Consider the following 20,820-nt stretch of genomic DNA (forward strand, 5'->3'; position numbering starts at 1 on the left):
GTCAGCCAATCTCCGTGGTCAGGAAATGCCGAGTTCGTTGTCCAGGGCCGCGAACAGCTCGTCGTCGGTGGCCTCGTCCAGACTCCCCTCCGAGGCATTGGCGATTTCCTCGTTGTCGCGCCACTTGCGCAGCAGGGCCTCCAGCCGGGCGGTGACCTTGGGCCGGGACCCGTTCACCTCGGTGGCCGACAGCGTGGCCTCCAACCGGCCGATCTCGGCGATCAGCTGCTGGGCCGGGTCGAACTCGCCGGGCTGCAGCAGCTCCCGCAGGTGGTCGGCGACGTCCTGGGAGGTCGGGTAGTCGAAGACGAGCGTGGCCGGCAGCTGGAGGCCGGTGGCAAGGCCGAGTTGCTTGCGCAGCTCGACGGCGGTCAGCGAGTCGAAGCCCAGCTCCTTGAACGCCCGGTCCGGCTCGATCGAGGTGGACGAGCCGTGGCCGAGCACCGCCGCCACGTGCTTGCCGACCAGGTCGAGCAGCAGCCGCTCGCGGTCGGCCTCGGGCAGCTCGGCCAGCCGTTCACGCAACGAAGTGTCACTGTGCTGCGACTGCCGGGCCGGGACCCGAACCAGGCCGCGCAGCAGCGTCGGCAGACCCTCGGGTCGGGCCCGCAGCGCCGCCTTGTCCAGCTTCAGCGGCACGACCAGCGTGTCGTCGACGGTCAGGGCCCGGTCGAACAGGGGGCCGATCTCGTCGGCGGTGAGCACCGGGGTTCCCGTGCGGCGCATGCGTTCCGCGTAGGCCTCGTCGCCGTTGTCCAGCGCGCCGAAGGCGATGGCCACGCCGTTGTGGTGCGCGGCCAACGAGTTGAGGTAGCCGGTGGCGGCGGCGAAGTTGGCCTGGCCGGTGCCCAGCAGCAGGCTCGTCGCCGAGGAGACGAGGATCAGGTTGGCGTCGCGGTGGTTCCAGGCGCCGTCGATCGTCTGGTCGAGGACGCGGTCGAGCTGGTCGTCGGTCATGTCGGCCAGCAACGCGTTGTCGTTCAGCGACTCGGCGTGGATGACGGTGTCGATCTTCTGCTTGCCCGCCTTGTGCAGGACCTTCACGCCCTTGGCGGCGAGGTGGTCGGCGATGGCCTTGCCGATGCCGTGCTTGCCGCCGGTGATCAGCACGGTCTTGCCGATCGGGCGTTCGGCGCCCGGCTGGGCGGCGGTCAGCCTCGGGATGAGGATCTTGCCGTCGCGGACGCGCAGCTCGGGTTCGCCGGTGTCGACGGCCTTCTTGGCGTCAACGCTGCCGTCGGTGTCGAGCAGCACGAACCGGCCGGGGTTCTCCTCCTGGGCCGAGCGGACCAGGCCCCACAGCGCTCCGTTCTGGCCGGTGAGGACCAGTTTTCCGTCGAATTCCCGGATCAGGCCGAGGAGTTGCCGGGCCGCGGCCTTGGCCTCGGCCGGCGAGCCGTCGGGCGGGCACTGGACGTGCACGACGTCCGGGGCGTCGAGGGTCGGCAGCCACTCCGCCCAGCCGGCCAGCGGCAGCTCGTCCGACCACGTCTCGTCGGTGGGGCGGCCGTTCGGCGCGGCTACCCAGTCGACGCGGTACAGATCGTCACCGGTCGCGGCGAGCTGGTCGGCGGTGATCGGCCGGGTTTCGACCGCGGCGATGGTCGCCACCGGGCCGTTGTCGTCGGCCAGGGTGATGGCCCCGGCGGCGATGCGGGCCCGAATCGTGCCGGTTCCCGTGCGGTGCAGGGCGATTCCGCGATAGGTGGACGGGATCACGGCGTCGGTGATCGTCGGCTGGAGTGCCGTTTCGAGCAGCGCCGGGTGCAGCGCGAAGCGCTCGTCAGCCTCGGGCAGCGTGACTTCGGCGTAGATCTCGTCGCCGACCTTGACCGCTTGGATGCCCTGGAAGGCCGGGCCGTAGCCGAAGCCGAGGGGCAGCAGGTCGATGTCGATCGGTGTGCCGCCGCTGGGCCGGTCGAAGGTCTCGCCAGCCGGGGCGCCGTTGGCCAGGACACCCGTGGCGTGGCGAATCCACCCGTCTTCGCCGCGGGAGTAGATGCTGACTTTGTTGCTCGTGGCGACGACCTGGATCGTCACGTCGCCGGTCTCGGGCAGCACCAGCGGGGCTTCGAGGGTGAGCTCCTCGATCAGGTCGGCGTCGACCCGGGCTGCTGCCTGGAGCGCCAGTTCGACGAAGCCGGCGCCGGGGAACAGGATGCTGCCGAGCACGTCGTGGTCGGCCAGCCAGGGCTGGGTTTCCGTCGAGATGCGGCCGGTCAGCACCACGCCGTCGCCTTCGGCGGCCGGGACGGCCGCGCCGAGCAGCGGGTGGTCGATGGCGTCCAGGCCGGCCGAGTTGACGTCCGCGCCGTCGGCAATGACCGAGTTGACCCAGAAATGCTGGTGCTGGAAGGCATAGGTCGGCAGCTCGACGCGGCGGGCCTCGCGGCCGGCGAAGAACTTCGTCCAGTCGACCGTGACCCCGTTGGCCCAGGCCTGGGCCAGGCTCGCCACCAACTCCCGCTCTTGTGGCTTCTCCCGCCGCTGGGTCGCGAGGAACACAGCATCCTCGGCGCAGTTGGCGCCCATGCCGGCCAGCACGCCGTCCGGTCCGATCTCCACGAACTTCGTGACGCCCTGGCTGGTGAGCTCCGCGACGGCATCCGTGAACCGAACCGCCGCACGCACGTGGTTGACCCAGTACTCCGGCTCCGTCCACGTGCCGCCGCCAGCCGAGGTGATCACCGGCGGGATCTTCGGCTCGGCGAAGGTCAGGCCATCGACGACCGTCCGGAACTCGTCGAGCATCGGCTCCATCAGCGGCGAGTGGAACGCATGCGACACCTTCAGGCGTGTGGTCTTGCGGCCCCTGGCCTCGAACTCGGCTTGGATGGCCAGCACGGCCTCTTCGTCGCCGGAGATCACGACGGACTGCGGGCCGTTGATCGCCGCGATACCCATGCCCTCGCGCAGGGTGATCTCGTCCTCAGTGGCCTGGATCGCCACCATCGCGCCGCCGGTCGGCAGGGCCTGCATCAGACGACCACGGGCACTGACCAGCTTCCGGGCGTCCTCCAACGACAGCACACCGGCCACGTGGGCGGCGGCGATCTCACCCACGGAGTGACCGGCCACGAAGTCGGGCTTGAGGCCCCAAGACTGAACTAAACGGTACAGTGCAACTTCGAAGGCGAACAGCGCGGGCTGAGCGTGGCCGGTCTGATTGAGGGCCTCCTGGTCCTCGCCCCAGATGACGGTGGCAACCTGGGGATCTGTCGCCGCATCCCAAGCCTCCGCGAACACCGGGAACCGCTCGTACAGCTCCCGGCCCATGCCGATCCGCTGCGAACCCTGACCGGTGAACAGGAACGCCGTCAGGCCCTTGCCGGCAACCACACGGTTGGCCGAAGCCAGGCCGCGGGCCAAGCCCTCGCGGTCCTCCGCGACGAAAGCGGCGCGGTGCTCCAGCGGGGCCCGGAGCGTAGCCAGCGAGTAAGCGACGTCCAGGGGCTCACCATCCACATCAGACAGACGCGCGAGTTGGGAGATCAGGCCGTCGGCGGTCTTGGCGGAGACGAGCACCGGGACCGGGCGCGACTCGACGGTCCGCTCGGCGATCTCCGGCTCGGCCTGCTCGATGATGACGTGGGCGTTGGTGCCGCTGATGCCGAACGACGAGATGCCAGCCCGGCGAGGGCGGTCGACCGACGGCCACGGGCGAGCCTCGGTCAGCAGCTCGATGTTGCCGGCGGACCAGTCCACGTGCGGGGTCGGCACGTCGACGTGCAGCGTCCGTGGCAGCACCCCACGCCGCATAGCCATGATCATCTTGATGATGCCGGCGACGCCCGCCGCCGACTGGGTGTGGCCCATGTTGGACTTGATCGACCCCAGCCACAGCGGCTCGGTGCGGTCCTGACCATAGGTGGCCAGAAGTGCTTGCGCCTCAATGGGATCGCCCAGGGTGGTGCCGGTGCCGTGCGCCTCGACGGCGTCAACGTCGGCCGCCGACAGGCCGGCGTTGGCCAGGGCCTGCTGGATCACGCGCTGCTGCGCGGGGCCGTTGGGTGCGGTCAGGCCGTTGGAGGCACCGTCCTGATTGATGGCCGAACCCTTGACCACGGCCAAAACGTTGTGCCCGTTGCGCTGAGCATCGGACAGCCGCTCGACCAGGATCAGGCCGACGCCCTCACCCCAACCGGTGCCGTCGGTGGCCCCGGCGAAGGACTTGCAGCGGCCGTCCGGGGACAGCCCGCGCTGCTTGCTGAACTCGACGAACGTCTCCGGCGTCGCCATCACCGCGACACCGCCGGCCAACGCCAGCGAGCACTCCCCCGACCGCAGCGCCTGGATCGCCCAGTGCAGCGCGACCAGCGAGGACGAGCACGCCGTGTCGATGGTGACGGCTGGCCCCTCGAAGCCGAAGGTGTAGGAAACCCGGCCCGAGGCAATGGATCCCGTGTTGTTGTTGACCTTGTAGTCGTGGTACATCATGCCGGCGAAAACGCCGGTGTCGCTGCCGCGCAACGGTCCCGGGTCGATGCCGGCGCTCTCGAACGTCTCCCACGCGGTCTCCAGCAGCAGCCGCTGCTGCGGGTCCATCTCCAGCGCCTCGTTCGGGCTGATGCCGAAGAAGCCGGGGTCGAACAGGGCGGCGTCGTGCAGGAAGGCGCCGCGCTTGGTGTAGGTGCTGCCGGGGCGCTCGCCGCTCGGGTCGTAGATCCGCTCGGTGTCCCAGCCACGGTCGGCCGGGAAGTCGGTGACCGCGTCGACGCCGTTGAACACCAGCTGCCACAGGTCGTCCGGCGACGTGACGCCGCCGGGGTAGCGGCAGGCCATGCCGACGATGGCGATCGGTTCGTCCGAAGTGGACTTGGCCCGGGTCTTCACGGTCGTGGCCGCGCCGGCGAAGCTGGCCACCAGGTAGCCAGCGACCGCGCGGGTCGTCGGGTAGTCGAACACCAGCGTGGCCGGCAGGCGCAGGCCGGTCTCGCCGCCGAGCTGGTTGCGGAGCTCGACCGCGGACAGCGAGTCGAAGCCCAGCTCGTTGAACGCCCGATCCGGGTCGATCGCGTCAACGGTCGCGTGGCCGAGAACTTCGGCGACATGCTTACGCACCAAGGCAACCAGCAGCCGCTCGCGCTCGCCGGCGTCGAGGCCGGCCAGTCGGCGCTCCAGCGACGAGCCGCCGCCGGCGGTCCGCTTCGACGGGACGCGGACGAGGCCGTGCAGGATCGGCGGCTGCACCGCGGCCTGCGCGCGCAGCGTGCTCAGGTCGAGCCGGAACGGCACCACCGTGGCGAGATCGGCCTTGAGCGCGCTGTCGAACAGGGCAAGGCCCTCCTCCGGCAGCAACACCGGCATGCCGGCCCGCTCCAGGCGCTGAAGGTCGGCGGCCGTCAGCAGGTCGGCCATGCCGCCCACCTGCGCCCACGGCCCCCAAGCCAGCGACACCGCCGGCTGCCCGTTGGCCCGCCGATGCAGGGCCAGCGCGTCCAGGAACACGTTGGCAGCGGCATAGTTCGCCTGGGCGGTGCCGCCGAAGGTGCCCGCGACCGACGAGAACAGCACAAAGGCCTTGAGGTCGCTGGTGAGTTCGTGCAGGTGCCGCGCGGCTTCTGCCTTCGGGGCCCACACGCGCTCGATCCGCTTGGCGTCCAGCGCGGACACCACGCCGTCGTCCAGGACTCCAGCCGCGTGCACGACGCCGGTGAGCTGCTGAATTCCCTTGAGCAGCCGGGCAACCGCGTCGCGGTCGGCCACATCGCACGCGGCGACGGTGACCCGAGCGCCGAGGGTTTCCAGTTCCTGGACCAACTCGGTGGCGCCGGGGGCGTCCGCGCCGCGGCGGCTGGTCAGCACGAGGTTCGAGACGCCTTGGGACGCAAGGTGCTTGGCGAACAGCGCGCCGAGGCCGCTGAGGCCGCCGGTGATCAGCACGGTGTCGCCGAAGTCGGTGCTGCCGTTGACTTCGGCGACCCGGGCCAGGCGCGGCACCCGTAGTTCCCCGCCCCGCACCGAGACTTCCGGCTCGCCAAGGGCGATGGCGGCGGCCACGTCGTCGCCGTCGGTGTCGATCAGGCCGAAGCGGCCCGGATTCTCGGCGATCGCCGACCGTACGAGGCCCCAGACCGGGGCCACGTCGAGGTCGATGTCGTTGGTGTCGACGGCATTGCGGGTGACGAAGACCAGCCGGTTGTCCGCATTGGACTCATCGGCCAGCCACTCCTGCACGCGTCCGAGGACGTGGGCGAGGGCGTTCTTGCCGGCCGGCACGTCTTCGTGGAGCGCTTCTTCGTTGCCGGCGACGGGCATCGGCGTCCACACGACGTGGAACAGCGAGTCGTGCTGGCGGTCGACGCTGAGTTGCTCGACCGAAACCGCCCGCGAGACCAGGGATTCCACGAACAGGATCGGGTCCCCGAGCAGGTCCGTGACCAGCACCGACGCCGAGTCGTCGCCGGTCTTGCGGATCCGGACGCGCAGCTCGGCGGCGCCGGTGCGGTGCAGGGTGACGCCGTTCCACGCGAACGGCAACTGCGTCTCGCCGCCTTCCTCGCCGGTGACGAGCTGGGCGTGCAGGGCGGAGTCGAGCAACGCCGGGTGCAGGCCGTAGCGCTCGGCCTCGGCGCCCTCGGGCAGCGCGACCTCGGCGTACGTGTCGTCGCCGTCGCGCCAGGCCGCCTTGAGGCCCTGGAACATCGGCCCGTACACGTATCCCTGGTCGGCCAGGTTCTCGTACGCGCCGTCGAGGTCGACTTCCTCGCCCGGTGGCGGCCATTCGGCCAGGTCCTCGGTGGTGTCGCCGCCGGTGCCGACCACGCCGGTGGCGTGCCGCGTCCAGGTCAGGTCGTCGACGCGGGAGTAGATGCTGACGTTGCGGGCCCCGTCGACCACCACCTGCACCGCCACGCCGCCGCGCTCCGGCAGGATCAGCGGGGCTTCGAGCGTCAGCTCCTGCACCACGTCGCAGCTGACGTGGTGGCCGGCCTGCAGCGCCAGTTCGACGAAGGCCGTGCCCGGCAGCAGAAGCGCGCCGAGAACGTCGTGATCGCCCAGCCAGGGCTGGGTTTCCACCGACAGGCGGCCGGTCAGCACCACTCCGTCCGTCTCCGCCGAGGCCACCGCCGCGCCGAGCAGCGGGTGTTCCACCGCGGTCTGCCCCACCGAGGTGACGTCCCCGCTGTCCCGGTTCGAGGTCAGCCAGAACGTCTGGCGTTGGAAGGCGTAGGTCGGGAGGTCCGTGCGGCGGGCGCCGGTGCCGTCGAAGAACTTCGTCCAGTCAACCGTGACCCCGTTGGCCCAGGCCTGCGCCACTGCACTGACCAGTTCACGTTCCTGCGGCCGCTCCCGCCGCTGAGTGGCAATGAATGCTCCGTCATCGAGGCAGGTGGCACCCATACCGGCCAGCACGCCATCCGGGCCGACCTCCACAAACTTGGTCACGCCCTGCTCGTGCAGCGTCGTGATGGCGTCCGCGAACCGCACGGCCTCACGCACGTGGTTGACCCAGTACTCCGGCTGCGTCCAGTCGCCCCCGCCGGCCGACGTGGTCACCACCGGGACCTTCGGCTCGGCGAACTCCAGGCCAACGACAACGGCCCGGAACTCGTCGAGCATCGGCACCATCAACGGCGAGTGGAACGCATGCGACACCTTGAGCCGGGTGGTCTTCCGGCCGCGCGCCTCGCACTCCGCCTGAATGGCCAGCACGGCCTCTTCAACACCCGAGATCACCACCGACTGCGGGCCGTTGATCGCCGCGATACCCATGCCGTCGCGAAGCGTGATCTCGTCCTCGGTCGCCTGCAGAGCCACCATCGCGCCGCCGGTCGGCAGGGCCTGCATCAGGCGACCACGGGCACTGACCAGCTTGGCCGCGTCATCGAGGGAGAGGACACCGGCGATGTGCGCGGCGGCGATCTCGCCGACCGAGTGACCGGCCACGAAGTCGGGCTTGAGACCCCAGGACTGAACTAAACGGTACAGTGCAACTTCGAAGGCAAAGAGGGCGGGCTGGGCGAACCCGGTCTGATTGAGAAGGTCCTGGTCAGCGGCCCAGATCACGGCCTGAAGCTGCCCGTCCAGCTTCCCGGCCACCTCATCCCACGCCGCCGCGAACACCGGGAAGCGCTCATACAGCTCACGGCCCATGCCGATCCGCTGCGAACCCTGACCCGTGAACAGGAAGGCCGTCTTGCCTGGGATGACCGCAGCGCTCGTGAAGGTGTCGGCGTCCAGGGCGAAGGCCCTGTGGTCGAAGGCGACGCGGCTGGTGGCCAGGGTGAAGGCGACGTCCTGGGCGGGGCCGGACACCGCCGAGACCTGGGTGATCTGGGCGGTCAGGGCGGCGGGGGTCTTGCCGGACACCAGGAAGGGCAGGATGCGCGAAGAGACGGCCGGGGCCGGCTCGTCCGATACCGCCTGCTCGATGATGACGTGGGCGTTGGTGCCGCTGAGGCCGAAGGAAGAGATGGCGGCCCGGCGCGGGCGGTCCACCGACGGCCAAGGGCGGGGCTCGGTGAGGAGCTGGACGTTGCCGGCGGACCAGTCGACGTGGGGGGTGGGCTCGTCGACGTGCAGGGTCTGTGGCAGCACGCCGTGGCGCATGGCCATGACCATCTTGATGATGCCGGCGACACCGGCGGCGGCCTGGGTGTGGCCGAGGTTGGACTTGATCGAACCGAGCCAGAGGGGCTCGGAGCGGTCCTGGCCGTAGGTGGCGAGCAGGGCCTGGGCCTCGATGGGGTCGCCGAGCTTGGTGCCGGTGCCGTGGGCCTCGACGGAGTCCACATCGGACGTGTCGAGGCCGGCGTTGGCCAGGGCCTGACGGATGACCCGTTGCTGGGCGGGACCATTGGGAGCGGTGAGGCCGTTGGAGGCGCCGTCCTGGTTGATGGCGGTGCCGCGAACAACGGCGATGATGGGGTGCCCGAGGCGCTCGGCGTCGGACTTGCGCTCGACCAGGATCAGGCCGACGCCCTCGGACCAGCCGGTGCCATCCGCCGCGCCGGCAAAGGACTTGCAGCGGCCGTCCACGGAAAGGCCGCGCTGCTCGGAGAAGTCGACCAGCGCCTCGGGGGTGGCCATGACGGCGACGCCGCCGGCCAAGGCCAGAGAACATTCGCCGGACCTCAAAGCCTGGATGGCCAGGTGCAACGCGACCAGCGAGGACGAGCAGGCCGTGTCGATGGTGACGGACGGCCCCTCGAAGCCGAAGCTGTAGGAGACGCGACCGGAGGCGATGGAGCCAGAAGCGCTGTTCAGGGTGTAGTCGTGGTACATCATGCCGGCGAACACACCGGTGGACGAGCCCTTCAACGCCCGGGGATCGATGCCGGCCCGCTCGAAGGTCTCCCACGCGGTCTCCAGCAGCAGGCGCTGCTGCGGATCCATCAGCACGGCCTCACGCGGGCTGATGCCGAAGAAGTCGGCGTCGAACTCGGCGGCGTCGTAGAGGAAACCGCCGTCGCGCGTGTAGGACTTGTTGGGCTTGCCCGGTTCCGGGTCGTACAGGTTGGCCAGGTCCCAGCCCCGGTTGGTCGGGAACGGGCCGACGGTGTCGGAGCCGTCGGCGACCAGCCGCCACAGGTCCTCGGGCGAGTTCACGCCGCCTGGGTAGTGGCAGGCCATGCCGACAATGACGATCGGGTCGTCGTCGAGCGCCGCCACCGTACGGACCGCGGCGACGGAAGTGCCGGTGCCGCCGACCTTCTCGCGCAGGTACCCGGCGACCGCGCGGGAAGTCGGGTAGTCGAACACGAGCGTCGCCGGCAGCCGCAGCCCGGTCTCGGCGCCGAGCAAGTTACGAAGTTCCACGGAGGCGAGGGAATCGAAGCCCAGCTCCTGGAAAGCCCGGTCGGGCTCGATCGCGTCTGTGGAGGCATGCCCGAGCACGGCGGCGACGTGACGACGCACCAGGTCCAGCAGCAGGGCGTCGCGTTCCTCATCGCCGAGGCCGGAAAGCCGATCCGCCAAGGAGTTTCCGGTGATCGAGCCGGCACGAGCCGCCTGCCGCTGCGGCACGCGAACCAGGCCACGCAGCACATGCGGCACCTCGCGGGTACGGAGCGTGCCGAGATCCAGCTTCACCGGCACGAGGTTGGTCTCGCCGGAGTCAAGTGCGGCATCGAAGAGCCGAAGGCCCTCGGCAGCGGACAGCCCGGGCAGGCCGGACTTGCGCATGCGCTCCAGGTCGACGTCGCCGAGCTCCGCGCCGAGACCGGCGTCGACGGCCCACAGTCCATAAGCGAGCGACGTGGCCGGCAGGCCGCGTGAACGGCGGTGCTGGGCCAAAGCATCCAAGAACACGTTGGCCGCGGCGTAGCTGGCCTGCCCGGCCGCGAGCAGAAGCCCGCCGGCCGAGGAGATCAGCACGAACAGGTCGAGGCCACGGGTCAGCTCGTGCAGGTGCCAGGCCGCATCGGCCTTCGGCCGCAGCACCGCGTCCAGCTCCTCGGCGGTGACGGCCTCGACGAGACCGTTCTCCGCGATGCCGGCCGCGTGCACCACGCCCTTCAGGTCGGTGATGCCCTCCAGCAGGAAAGCCAGGGCGTCCCGATCGGACACATCGCAGGCGGCGACGGTCACGGTGGCACCGTGACCCTCCAGTTCGGACACTAGTTCGGCTGCGCCAAGGGCCTCGATGCCGCGACGACTCGTCAGCACCAGGCTGCGGAAGCCTCGCTCCGTCACCAGGTGCCGGGCGAACAGCGCACCGAGGCCGCCGGTGCCACCGGTGACCAGGACCGTGCCGTCGGCAGCCCCATGGCCGGCGGTGTCGGTGGTCACGCGGGCCAGTCGAGGGACGAACACCGCACCGCCGCGGACCGCAACCTCGTGCTCACCGAGCACCAAGGCCGCGGACACGTCGTCGGAATCGGTGTCCACCAAGACAAAACGGCCGGGGTTCTCCGCCTGTGCGGCCCGCACGAGACCCCACACCGGGGCCACGGTCAGGTCGACGTCCTCGCCGCTGACCGATACCGCGCCGCGAGTGACGAAGGCGATCCGGGTGTCCTCGGACAGCGCCGCCCGGATCCGCTCCAGGACAACGGAAGCGACCGAGCGAACGCCGTCGAGCACGTCGCCCTCAGCCGAAGCGACGCGCTCGACGGCCAGATCGGAATCCACAAGGGATCCCGTGGTTGCCGGCTGCCAAACAAGCTGGAACAGAGGTTCCGCGGAGGACAGCTGCGCGGGCGTGACCGGCCGGGAGGCCAGCGACGCCACCGTCAGCACGGGCTGGCCGGTCAGGTCGGCGACGGTGAGAGAGTGCTGGTCGTTGCCCGCCGGAGCCATCCGAACCCGCAACGCCGACGCCCCGGAGGCGTGCAGCGTGACACCGCTCCACGCGAACGGCAAGTGCGTCTCGCCGTCGCCCAACAGCTCGCCGTGCATGGCCGAGTCGAGCAGCGCCGGGTGCAGCCCGAACCGCTCCGCCCCGGCGCCTTCCGGCAGCGCCACCTCGGCGAACATCTCCTCGCCGCGCCGCCACACCGCCTTCAGGCCCTGGAACACCGGCCCGTAGGCGTAACCGCGGCCGAGGAGCTGGTCGTACGCACCGTCGATGTCGACGCGACTCGCGCCGGCCGGCGGCCATTCGGCCAGCTCCACAACCGGGACCTGCGCACCCACGGCCAACACACCCAGCGCATGCCGGATCCACGGCTGCTCCGAGTCTTCGACGCGCGAGTACACGCTCACCGGGCGCGCGCCATCGTCACCGGCCGCGCCCACCACCACCTGGATCGCCACGCCGCCCCGCTCGGGCAGCACCAGCGGCGCCTCCAGGGTCAGCTCCTCCACCACGTCACAGCCGACGTGGTCGCCGGCCTGGATCGCCAGCTCCACAAAGGCCGTGCCGGGCAACAACACCGTGCCCAGCACGTCGTGATCGGCCAACCACGCCTGGGTCTGCGTGGACAGCCGGCCGGTCAGCACCACACCGTCGCCCTCGGGCGCGGCGACCACCGCGCCCAGCAACGGGTGCTCGGCCGCCGCCAGGCCGGCCGAGCCCAGGTCCGACCCCTGCGTCCACACCGAGTTGATCCAGAAACGCTGGTGCTGGAAGGCATACGTCGGCAGGTCGGCGCGCTGCGCGTCACGACCGGCGAAGAACGCCTCCCAGTCCACCGACACACCCAGAGCCCACGCCTGCGCGACGCCGGCGACCAGCTCTCGCTCCTGACCGCGCCCACGTCGTTGCGTGGCAACAAAAGCGGCATCCTCGACCGAATTGGCGGCCATCCCCGTCAGCACCGCATCCGGGCCGACCTCCACGAACCGCGTCACACCCTGCGTCGAAAGCTCCACCATCGCGTCCGCGAACCGCACCGCCTCGCGGACATGCCCCACCCAGTACTCCGCCGAAGACCACGCACCACCACCGGCCGAAGTGGCCACCACGGCCAGCGTCGGCTCGGTGAACGTCAAACCCTCGACCACCGCACGGAACTCGTCCAGCATCGGCTCCATCAGCGCCGAGTGGAACGCATGCGACACCTTCAACCGGGACGTCTTGCGCCCCAACGCCTCGAACTCCGCCTTGACCTCCAGCACGGCCTCTTCGAGGCCGGAGATCACCACCGACTGCGGGCCGTTGACCGCGGCGATGTCCACGCCTGGCCGCAGCACGACCTCGTCCTCGGCCGCCTGCAACGCGACCATCGCGCCGCCGACCGGCAACGCCTGCATCAACCGCCCCCGCGCGGACACCAGCGCGCGGGCATCTTCCAGCGACAGCACCCCGGCGACATGCGCCGCCGCGATCTCACCCACGGAATGGCCGGCCACGAAGTCCGGCCGCACACCCCACGACTCCAGCAACCGGTATAGCGCCACCTCGAACGCGAACAGCGCGGGCTGGGCATTTCCGGTCTGGTTCAACACCTCCTGATCGGAACCCCAGGCAGCGGCGGAACCGCCCGCCGCGTCCCACGCCTCCGCGAACACCGGGAACCGCTCGTGCAGCTCACGGCCCATACCCAACTGCTGAGCGCCCTGCCCGGTGAACAGGAATGCGGTCTTTCCGGCGCCGGCCGTCACCCCGGCCACGCCGGAAAGCCCCGCCACCAGCTCGTCCAACGACGAGCCGACGACCACGGCCCGCTGCTCCATCGCGGCCCGGCCGGTGGCCAAGGTGTACGCGACGTCCAGCGGCTCGACACCCTCCACAGCAGACAGTCGAGAAACCTGCTCCGACAAGGCGTCCGGGGTCTTGCCGGAGATCAGCCACGGCACCGGACGTGCGACCACCGAACGCTCGACGACCTCGACCGAAGGCGCCTGCTCGATGATCACGTGCGCGTTGGTGCCGCTGATACCGAAGGAGGAGACGCCCGCACGGCGCGGGCGCTCCACCGCGGGCCACGCCCGGGACTCCGTCAACAGCTCAACCGAGCCCGCAGTCCAGTCGACGTGCGAACTCGGCGAGTCCACGTGCAGAGTCTTCGGCAGCACACCGTGCCGGATCGCCATAACCATCTTGATGATCCCGGCGACGCCGGCGGCCGCCTGCGTGTGCCCCATGTTGGACTTGATCGACCCGAGCCACAGCGGCTCGGAGCGATCCTGGCCATAGGTGGCCAGCAACGCCTGGGCCTCGATGGGATCGCCCAGGGTCGTGCCGGTGCCGTGCGCCTCGACGACGTCCACATCGGACGTTCCGAGGCCGGCGGAGGCCAGCGCCTGGCGGATGACCCGCCGCTGCGACGGCCCGTTGGGTGCGCTGATGCCGTTCGACGCGCCGTCCTGGTTGACCGCGCTTCCCCGCACGACAGCCAGAATCGGGTAGCCGAGCCGCTGGGCGTCGGACAGCCGCGCCAGCAGCAGCATGCCGGAGCCCTCGCCCCAGCCCACGCCGTCGGAGCCGTCCGCGAACGCGCGGCAGCGACCGGTGGGCGAAAGCCCGCGCTGGCGCGAGAACTCCACGAACGTCTCCGGCGTGGCCATCACGGTCACGCCGCCGGCCAGGGCAAGCGGGCAGTCGCCGGCCCGCAGCGCTCGGATCGCGGTGTGCAGTGCCACCAACGAGGACGAACAAGCGGTGTCCACAGTGATGGCCGGGCCCTCAAGACCCAGTGTGTAGGCCACACGGCCCGAGACCAGGCTGCCGTCGCTCGTGCCGGCGCCGTAGTCGTGGTACATCACGCCGGCGAACACGCCGGTGCGACTTCCCTTCAGGGACAAGGGATCGATGCCGGCCCGCTCCAGCGTCTCCCACGCGGTCTCCAGCAGCAGCCGCTGCTGCGGGTCCATCTCCGCCGCCTCGCGCGGGCTGATGCGGAACAGCTCCGCGTCGAACCCGGCCGCGTCGTCGAGGAAGGAGCCCTCGTTGGAGTAGATCTTGCCGGCGGCGCCGGGGGTCGGGTCGTAGATCCCGTCCAGGTCCCAGAACCGGTCCGTGGGCAGGGGTCGCACGGTGTCCACCCCGTCGAGGACCAACTGCCACAGGTCCTCGGGCGACCCCACACCGCCGGGGTAGCGGCACCCCATGCTGATGATCGCGATCGGCTCCTGCTCGCGCCGCTCGGCGTCGGCCAGGCGCTTGCGGGTATCCCGCAGATCGGACGTCGCCCGCTTGAGGTAGTCGAGAAGCTTCTCCTCGTTGGACACCTCACGCCACCTCATCTGTTCGATCGGAGAACATCAGCGGTAACCGCCCCTTGTCCCACAAGAGGAAACCGCACCCGGTGCCAATTGTCGCCGGCATCGGGTGCGGTTTCACTAGGTCAACTGCTAATCCTGGTGCGGCGGAGGTCCGCCAGTTCCGGGAACTGCGCGATCGCCTGCTCGGCGGTGAGGTCCGGCTTGCGCGGTCCACGCAGGGTGGACAGCAGCACCGGCAGCGTTGCTCCGCGCGACGGCGGCGCGGCCAACGTGTAGACCTCGTACACCGCGTTGCCGACGACCGGGTCGCTCAGGGCCGTGCGGGACATGCGGTCGGCGAACTTGGCCTGTCCCTTGCTGACCTTGACGTCACGATTCGCCTTGGTGCCGGGGAATCCTCGGTCCTGGCCGCTCGCCGTGGACCACGCGAAGTCGGCGGCCCGGGCGATGGCGGTCTGGGCGTTGCGGGAGGTGCCCGGCTTGATGCCGCCGTTGGCCTCCAGCGCGCCGCGCAGGGCCACGGCGCCCAGCGCCGCGACGGACATGCCGTGCGCGTACACCGGGTTCAGCGCGGTGGCGGCGTCGCCGATGACGACAAAGCCTTCCGGCACCGGCAACTTGTCGTAGAAGCGGCGGCGGTTGGCCGTGCCGCGGTACGGCTTGACCTCGCCCAGCGGGCTCATGCCGGAGATCATCTCGGCGATGATCGGGTGCCGCTGCGACTCGGCGAACTTGAAGAAGCCCTCCTCGTCGGCCGGCGGCTCACCGCCGCGGGTGCCGGTCATGGTGCAGATCCACAGGCCGTTCTCGATGGGGAACAGCGTCGCCCCGGCGCCCGGCTGGCCGGTGCCGGCCTGCGGCTGGATCAGGATCACCGGGATCTCCGAGCCGCCCGCCGGCGCCCGGAACAGCAGCGTGGAGTACGACAGCCCCGAGTCGACGGTCTCCTCGTCGACGGCCGGAAGGCCAAGCGCGGCAAGGAACTTCGGCGACTGCGACCGGCGACCCGTTGCGTCCACGACGAAGTCGGCGTCGATGGTCTCGGACGGGGCGTCGCCGCGCTGGATGCGCACGCCGGTGATCCGGGACGCGTCGCCGACCAGGCCCTTGACCTGGGTGCCCTCCAGCACGCTGATCTGGGTGTTGCGCAGCGTCTGCTGGCGGACGATGTGGTCCATCAGCTCGCGGCTGCACACGATGGAATAGGCCGGGCTCGGGCCACGGCGGTGCCAGCCGACCGACGACAGCGTGAGCGAGCCGCCGGGCAGCTCGCGGCGGTGCGCGCCGGCCGCCTGCAGCAGCTTGCTGGTGCCGGGCAGCAGCTGGTCCATGGCCTGCGCGCCGCCGCCCATGAACATGTGCGAGTGGTAGCCCTGCGGAAGTCCCTTGCGGGGCAACGGGGTCTCGGGGAACGTGTCGCCCTCGACGACGGTGATCGCGTCGGCGTGCCCGACCAGCGCGGCGGCGGCCAGCATGCCGGCCATGCCGCCGCCGAGAACAACGGCGTGCGAGTTGCTCATGCCGTTACCCCCGCGTCGGCCAGGTACTGGCGCATGCGCTGCTCGGCCAGGTCCGGGTCCGGGAACAGGTCGAAGGCGTCGGCCAGCTGGTAGGCCTTGGCCAGGTGGGCCGGCGAGCGGTCGTTCTGCTCGCTCCAGATCATCCTGAAGTGGTCCTGGTGGCCGGAGAGCCAGGCCAGGAAGGTGAAGCCCGTCTTGTAGAAGCGGATGTCCATGCCGGTGCCCTCGAAGAGGTGGAAGGACATCTGCACGGTCGGGCCGAGCAGCTCGGTGAAGGCGGCGGTGTCGCCGTCGTCCAGCTTGCGCACGGCCGCGGCGGCCAGCGGCGCCAGCGGGTCGAGAATGCCCAGCAGCGCGTGGCTGTGGTGGGTGCCGTCGCCGGCGATCAGCGTGGGGTAGCTCATGTCGTCGCCGGTGTAGCACTTGACGCCCTCGGGCAGCCGACGGCGCATGTCGATCTCGCGGTCGAGCGCCTGCGGCAGCACCTTCACGCCGTCGATCTTGTCGGAGTTCTCGGCCACCACGACGAGGAAGTTCTCCAGCGCCGTGTCGGGGTCGGCACTACCCCAGTAGCCGGCCAGGCCCGGGTCCATCATCTCGCGAACCCAGTGCAGCACAACGGGCTTGCTGGCCTGCTTGATCAGGTGGCGGTAGACCTGGGCGTAGTCGTCCGGGCCGGTCGCGGCCGCGGCGAGCTGCCGGCTGGCCAGGATCACGATTTCGGCGCCGGCCTGCTCGGCGACCTCCATCTGCTGCTCGTACGCCGCCAGCACATCGGCGACGGAGTGCGCGGCGGTCGGGTCGAGCTGGTCGGTCCAGATGGCCGCGGACAGCCGGCCGCCGACGGCCTTGGCCTCCGCGCCGGACCGGGTGATCAGCTCGCTGGCCAGCGGCCAGTCCAGGCCCATGCCGCGCTGCGAGGTGTCCTGCGCCTCGGTCACGGCCAGGCCGTGCGACCACAGGTGCCGGCGGAAGGCCATGGTGGCGTCCCAGTCCAGCGTGGCCGGGCCGTACTGCGCGTTGGGCGCGGTCGGGTCGGCCACGACGTGGGCGGCCGAGAACAGCGTGCGGCTGCGCAGCGCGGGGCCGCCGGGAGCAAAGGGGGAAGGCGTCTTCTTGGGCTCGAAGGCAATCAGGTTGCCTTCCGCGTCAGGGAGTTCGATCACAGCAGTCGCTCCGATGGGTCGGTCATGACTTCGCCGGCCCCTATTCCCTCACCGCACAACGACCTCCGGCCACCCCTGCGAGGCAGGAGTGGCCGGAGGCTCGTACAACTGGGGAAATCACTCGGGAACGGCGGCGTCCAGGGGCCGGCCGCGCAGTCGGAACCAGGTGGGCACCAGCGTGGCCAGCAGCGCGACCACGGCGGCGTAGGCGACCACCGCGAAGAACATCCACAGTGGACCGGTCGGGATCGGGCTGCCGGTTCGCCCGAGGCTGAAGGGAATCAGCGTGGACGGGGTGACGATGACACCGAGGACGATGCCGATCACGGCGATCAGCGCGCCCTCGTAGCCCATCATGGCCATGATCTGGCCGCGGGTGGAGCCGGTCAGCCGCTGCAGGCCGAACTCCTTGCGGCGGCGGGTGGTGGACAGGGCCAGGTTGTTGACGATGGTGATGGTGGTGTAGCCGGCGATCATCGCGACGATCAGGTAGCTGACCAGGGCCTGTGACTGGAGGTGGCCGGCGTAGGCGGTGGCCAGGGTGCTGCGGTCGGAGATGGTGCTGCCGGGCAGTGTGGTGGACAGGCCCGCGAGTGCGGTGCGGAGCTGGTCCACGCTCGCGCCGGGGGTGGCGCGAACCAGGATCTGGATGGGCAGGCCGGGCAGGGTGTGCGCGGCGAGCAGGTCGGCCGGCAGCAGGATCTTGTCGAAGCTGGGCTTGGTCGGGAAGGTGGCCACCAGCTTGACGTCGGCCGTGCCGCGGTCGCCCAGCCGCAGGGTGATGGAGTCACCCAGCTTGGCGCCGAGCTTCTTCGCGTAGTTGTCGGTCAGGGCAACGGTGTTGCCGGTCAGGTTGTTGAGATCGCCGGTGGTGGTGGAGGAGACACCGATCTTCGACGCGGCGTCGGCCGTCACGCCCTGGATCGGCCAGCCGTCGAGGTCCTTGCCGCCCAACGGGTCGACGGGCTTCTCGATGAAACCGGTGCTGGCCACGAACTCCGAGGCAGCGTCCACATTGGGCAGTTGCCGGACTTTGGCCAGCACGTCCGGGGTGAAGCCGGTGGCCCCGGACTGGAGCACGAGGTCGGCGTGCAGGTCGTCGGTGTAGGCGGCGGTGCTGACGTCCTGCTCGGTGGTGACCAGGTACAGGTTGGCGGTGGCGATGGCGGTCAGCAGCATCACCGGGGTGATCACCGCCGCCATCCTGGTGGCGCGCTGGCGGGCGTTGAGCGAGCCCAGGTAGCCGGCCAGGCCGGCGAACGGCCGCAGCAGCGGGCCGATGATCGCGGTCATCAGCTTGGCGATGGCCGGCCCGAGCAGGCCGAGGCCGACGGCCAGGCAGATCGAGATCAGCGCCGCCGGGGTTGCGGTCAGCGGGCCGGTGACGGCGGTGAGCGTGACGAAGGACATCAGGGCGGCGATGGCGATGAACACCCAGGCCAGGATGACCCGGCCCCAGCCGAGACGCACCGGCTGGCTCTCCGCCTCCTGCAGCGCGGCGGTCGGCTTGGTGACGGCGGCCCGGCGGCCGGCGATGCGGGCGGCGCCGATGCTGGTCAGCAGCGCGATCACCATGGCCGCGACGATCGGGACCGGGCCGAGGTGGAACACGATGCCGTCCGGCGCGATGCCGCTGGACACGATCTTGTTGTACAGCCACTCGCTGGCGAAGTACGACGGCACGATGGCCACGATCGAGGCGATCAGCGACAGCGTGATCGTCTCACCGCGGATCATGCGGCGCAGCTGCTTGGGCGTGGTGCCGATGGCCCGCAGCAGAGCCATTTCCCGGCCGCGCTGCTGGTAGGCCAGCGCGAGCGTGGAGGAGGCGCCGAACAGGCCGGCCATGATCGCCAGCAGCGTGAACACCGCGGAGGTGACCGTGAGGTCGGTGACCTTGAGGGTGTCCGGGAACTCCGCGTAGCCCCGCTGGTCGCCGGTGAGCACGATGGCGCTCGCGCCGGCGACGGTGGTCAGCTTGGCGCTGAGCGCGGTGACGTCCTGGCCGGCGGCCGGGATGACGCCGATCGCGTTCACGGTGCCGGGCTCGGTGTTGTACTTCTGCGTGTCGGGGTCGCTGAAGAAGATCGCCGCCTGCGAGACCGGGCCGGCGGCCGCGGCGATGCCGCTGACGGTGAAGCTCTGCGTCGCCCCGTGCACAAGAACGTCGACCGTCTGTCCTACTTGGACACCCGCCACCGCGGCGGACTCCGAGTCGATGACGACCTGGCCGGCCTTGGTCGGCTGGCTACCGGAGGTCAGCGCGTACGGCGCGAGCTCGGCCGAGGACCAGCCGTGGCCGAGGGAGGTCGTGTCGGTCTCGACCCGGGAACCGTGGCCCTTGAACAGCTGTCCGCTCGACGTGACGGGCTTGCCGCCGGAGAGCACGACCGCCGGGAAGGCGACGTCGGTGATGGCCTTCTCGACGCCCGGCGTCTTGCTCACGGCGTCGACCACGGACTGGCTGACCCGGATCTGCTCGGCCAGCGTGTACGGGGTGGCCCCGCCGGGCAGGTTGTAGTTGGAGTTGCCGGCCACGATGATCGGGGCGGCGGCCAGCCGCTGCGGCGGCACGGCGTGCTGCGCGGAGGTCTGGACCAGGCCGCCGGCGGCCATCAGCAGGCCGGCGCAGAAGAACATGGCGATGAAGGTCGCGACGAAACCGCCCCAGCGGTACCGCAGCGAGCGCATGGCAAGGGTGAACATCACTTGCTCCCGGCGGGGACGGTGTTGCGGCGGGCGGCGACGAAGTTGCCGAGCTGGGTCATGCGCTCGGCCACCGACTCCGGGGTGGGCTGGTGCAGCTCGCCGGCCAGCTGGCCGTCGGCCAGGAAGACCACGCTGTCGGCGTGCGAGGCGGCCACCGGGTCGTGCGTGACCATGACGATGGTCTGGCCGGTGGTGCGGACGCTGCGGCCCAGCAGGGTCAGGACGTCGCGGGCGGTGCGGGTGTCCAGGGCGCCGGTCGGCTCGTCGGCGAAGATCACCGCGGGGCCGGTGACCAGGGCGCGGGCGATGGCGACGCGCTGCTGCTGGCCGCCGGAGAGCTGAGCCGGGCGGTGGTGCTTGCGCTCGGCCAGGCCGACCTGCTCGATGATCCGGTTGACCTCGGCCTTGATCGGCTTGCGGCCGGCCAGCTGCAGCGGCAGCGTGACGTTCTGGTAGACGGTCAGCGCCGGCAGCAGGTTGAAGGACTGGAAGATGAAGCCGATGCGGTCGCGGCGCAGCATGGTCAGCTTCGCCTCGGACAGGCCGTCGATCTTCTGACCGGCCAGCGTGACCGAGCCGGAGGTCGGGGTGTCCAGGCCGGCCGCGCAGTGCAGCAGCGTGGACTTGCCGGAGCCCGAGGGCCCCATCACGGCGGTGAACGTGCCCTGGCGGAAGCCGATGGTGACGCCGCCGAGCGCGACGACCTCGTTGTCCCCCTTGCCATAGACCTTGCGGACCTGGTCGAGCTGGACCGTGGTTCCCGTGGTGAGCTGCGTGGTTGTCACTTCAGACTCCTGATGTGGGATCGGCACTTCGGATCTGCGTTGGGCTGAACTATACATACGTTTGATTCATACGTCTAGGACGTACGT

5 protein-coding genes are annotated in these 20,820 nt (G+C 70.5%); all 5 read right to left on the reverse strand.

Translation table 11 applies throughout. The features are described from left to right. Positions 1 to 18: 18 nt before the first annotated feature. Positions 19 to 14,574 (reverse strand): SDR family NAD(P)-dependent oxidoreductase, encoded by a 14,556-nt coding sequence (locus tag AB0M73_RS24500; RefSeq protein WP_363894412.1) that lies wholly within the window; start codon positions 14,572 to 14,574, stop codon positions 19 to 21. 101 nt (positions 14,575 to 14,675) lie between these two features. After that, on the reverse strand, positions 14,676 to 16,073 hold the full coding sequence (locus AB0M73_RS24505) for an FAD-dependent monooxygenase (RefSeq protein WP_363894415.1): 1,398 nt from the start codon (positions 16,071 to 16,073) through the stop codon (positions 14,676 to 14,678). After that, a complete protein-coding gene (locus AB0M73_RS24510; protein WP_363894418.1) occupies positions 16,070 to 17,239 on the reverse strand; it encodes a DUF993 family protein in 1,170 nt (389 codons plus the stop codon). The genes AB0M73_RS24505 and AB0M73_RS24510 overlap by 4 nt, the downstream gene beginning before the upstream one ends. A 117-nt stretch (positions 17,240 to 17,356) precedes the next feature. Beyond that, complete coding sequence (locus AB0M73_RS24515; protein ID WP_363894421.1) at positions 17,357 to 19,945, reverse strand: FtsX-like permease family protein; 2,589 nt, start codon at positions 19,943 to 19,945, stop codon at positions 17,357 to 17,359. Beyond that, positions 19,945 to 20,733: an ABC transporter ATP-binding protein gene (locus AB0M73_RS24520; protein ID WP_363894424.1), complete on the reverse strand. Its 789-nt coding sequence runs from the start codon at positions 20,731 to 20,733 to the stop codon at positions 19,945 to 19,947. Before AB0M73_RS24520 ends, AB0M73_RS24515 begins: the two co-directional genes overlap by 1 nt. Between the last annotated feature and the right edge of the window lie 87 nt (positions 20,734 to 20,820).

This window comes from Kutzneria sp. NPDC051319, from assembly GCF_040682195.1.
Lineage (GTDB): Bacteria > Actinomycetota > Actinomycetes > Mycobacteriales > Pseudonocardiaceae > Kutzneria.

Coding starts and splice junctions, on each gene's coding strand:
- AB0M73_RS24500 (WP_363894412.1), bottom strand. CDS start 14,574: ATGAGGTGGCGTGAGGTGTCCAACGAGGAGAAGCTTCTCGACTACCTC.
- AB0M73_RS24505 (WP_363894415.1), bottom strand. CDS start 16,073: ATGAGCAACTCGCACGCCGTTGTTCTCGGCGGCGGCATGGCCGGCATG.
- AB0M73_RS24515 (WP_363894421.1), bottom strand. CDS start 19,945: ATGTTCACCCTTGCCATGCGCTCGCTGCGGTACCGCTGGGGCGGTTTC.